2 protein-coding genes are annotated in these 1,126 nt (G+C 61.7%); one reads left to right on the plus strand and one right to left on the minus strand.

The window, feature by feature from the left end:
• Positions 1–904, plus strand: a 904-nt coding sequence (leuB, locus tag ACRXB1_RS36540; RefSeq protein ID WP_449494840.1) for a 3-isopropylmalate dehydrogenase, incomplete at its 5' end; no start/stop codon positions are given.
• 37 nt (positions 905–941) lie between these two features.
• On the opposite strand, the gene ACRXB1_RS36545 is transcribed toward leuB, so the two are convergent.
• Positions 942–1,126 (minus strand): hypothetical protein (locus tag ACRXB1_RS36545; protein WP_449494841.1); only part of this gene is annotated, 185 nt, incomplete at its 5' end.

Raw genomic sequence — 1,126 nt, forward strand, 5'->3', positions numbered from 1 at the left:
TACGCTCGACATCGCGCGCAAGTCCGACGCGATCCTGTTCGGCGCCGCAGGCGAACCGGGCGACGAGAAGATTCCCTTCGACATGCGCCCGGGCGCGAGCCTTTTGCGTCTGCGAAAAGCGCTGGGTCTCTTTGCCAACTTTCGCCCCGCGTTTCTCTTCCCGGAACTCGCCGATGCCTCGAGCCTCAAGCGCGAGATTGTCGATGGCCTCGACATCCTGATCCTGCGCGAGCTGACCGGCGACCTCTACTTTGGCGAACCGCGCGGCGTAACAATAGAAAACGGCGAACGGGTCGGCGTCAACACTATGCGATATACCGAATCCGAAGTGCGGCGAATCGGACATGCGGCCTTTCGTGCGGCGCGAACGCGTAACCGCAAGGTCTGCTCCGTCGACAAGGCCAATGTGCTCGAAACCATGCAGCTCTGGCGCGAGGTCATGACGGAAGTCGGCCGGGAATATCCCGACGTGGAACTGACACACACCTTCGTGGATGCAGCCGCGATGATGCTGATGCGCAACCCGCGTCAGTTCGACGTGATCGTGACGGGCAACGTCTTCGGCGACATTCTCTCGGACGCGGCCGCCATGCTGACGGGTTCCATCGGCATGTTGCCTTCGGCTTCGCTTGCAAGCGGGCGGCTTGGTTTGTACGAACCGGTACACGGCACGGCGCCTGACATTGCGGGGATGGACATCGCGAATCCGCTGGCTGCGATCCTCTCGGTCGAGATGATGATGCGTCTTTCGTTCGACCTGCCCGAAGCGGGCGACCGCATTCGCCGCGCTGTAAGTTCGGTTCTCGCCGATGGCTACCGTACCGCGGACATCCATCAGCCGGGCACGAAGAAAGTCGGCACGCGAGAGATGGGCGAAGCAGTACTGGCCGCGCTGGGCCGATGAACACGTAGCACACCGGCGCAGCCATGCCTGCGCCGCCTCAAAAAAATAGATCATGGCGGCAAAATGCACGCCATGTGGAGACGAAGATGACAGCTATCAGCCGGGCACGAAGAAAGTCGGCACGCGAGAGATGGGCGAAGCAGTACTGGCCGCGCTGGGCCGATGAACACGTAGCACACCGGCGCAGCCATGCCTGCGCCGCCTCAAAAAAATAGATCATGG

The sequence above is a fragment of the Caballeronia sp. M23-90 genome (assembly GCF_053574605.1).